This window comes from Paenibacillus sp. 01T422 (assembly GCF_056398785.1).
In genome coordinates this window covers 1-1500 of record NZ_JBFTQB010001394.1, presented here as the reverse complement: position 1 = coordinate 1500, position 1500 = coordinate 1, and the positions used below count along the sequence as shown (strand labels likewise).

The following is a 1500-nucleotide window of genomic DNA, read 5'->3' as shown; positions in this document are numbered from 1 at the left end:
GGTACAGCAGAAGGTATTACAGCGCTTCAAATGGATATCAAAATCGATGGTATCGATCGCAGCATCCTTCAGCAATCTTTGCAGCAAGCCAAAGAAGGCCGTTTGCACATTTTAGGCAAAATGGTATCACGTATTTCGGAGCCGAAGAAAAATCTTTCCGAATACGCACCGAAAATTTTGACTATGAACATCAACCCGGACAAAATCCGTGATGTAATCGGAGCTGGCGGTAAGATCATTAACAAAATTATCGAAGAAACTGGCGTTAAAATCGATATTGAACAAGACGGCCGTGTTTTCATTGCTTCCTCTAATCAAGCAATGAACGAGAAAGCACGTTCCATTATTGAAGGTATTGTACGTGAGGTTATCGTCGGTGAAACGTATCTTGGTACTGTAAAACGCGTAGAGAAATTCGGAGCTTTCGTTGAAATTTTGCCAGGTAAAGAAGGTCTGGTTCATATTTCTCAAATCTCCACAGAACGTGTAGCAAAAGTGGAAGATGTCGTTAACGTTGGCGATCAAATCACAGTGAAAGTTACTGAAATTGACCAACAAGGAAGAGTAAATCTTTCTCGCAAAGCTACATTAACTTCGCAGGTCCCGGCTCAAACCTAAGCCGAGTGACTTGTGAAGTCCCTTTTTCATAAGTTGAGTTATGGATAAAGAGTCAGATCAATCTGTCTCTTTTTTGCTATTCAGTTAGACATGGACATGCCCGGTTCTACTCTAGTCCCTTTCTGCATACACTCAGGACATGAGGAGAAGGGGGATCAGTCTATGCGCTACAAGAAGATACAATTAAACAAGRAGCGGAAAAGCGTAAAATTGCCCCAATCGATGCGAAAATAGACTCTGTATGGAAAGCAATTCCTGGCTATAACGGGCTTGAGGTCGATATTCCGGAAACACTAAAACTTGCTGAACACAAGTTGACGCCTGGTAAAATTAACTATGTCATGAAAGAAGTTTCTCCTAGTATCCAGTTAGATGATCTGGGACCAAACCCAATCTATAAAGGCAATCCCAAAAAGCCCATGGTATCCTTCATGATCAATGTGGCATGGGGCAATGAGTATTTGCCGAGCATTCTTGAGACACTTCGCAAAGAGAACGTGCACGCCACATTTTTTTTCGATGGCTCGTGGTTGAATAAGAATGTTGAGATGGCGAAAACAATCCAGAGTGCAGGTCATGAATTGTCTAATCATGCTTACTCACATAAGGATATGAGAAACGTCAGCCGAAGTAAGGCCGTGGAGGAAATCTCCAAAACCGAACAACTGCTTAAGCAGCAATTGGGTGTGAACAACACGCTATTTGCGCCTCCTTCGGGTTATTTTAACCAAGAGACGGTTCAAGTTGCTGCCGAGTTTAAACTTAAAACGGTATTATGGACTTTTGATACGATTGATTGGAGAAATCCTGGAGCTGACCGCATACTGCAGCGGCTATCATCCAGTGTGGAACCAGGTACGCTCATATTGATGCATCCAACGC

General features: G+C 42.7%; 2 protein-coding genes. Both read left to right on the top strand.

Features of this window, described 5'->3' with window-relative positions; all coding sequences use genetic code 11:
- Positions 1 to 618 (top strand): S1 RNA-binding domain-containing protein (locus AC1DUA_RS39035; protein ID WP_477504790.1); only part of this gene is annotated, 618 nt, incomplete at its 5' end.
- Between the two features lie 314 nt (positions 619 to 932).
- Positions 933 to 1500: polysaccharide deacetylase family protein (locus tag AC1DUA_RS39030; RefSeq protein WP_477504789.1), on the top strand; the 568-nt coding region annotated here is incomplete at its 3' end.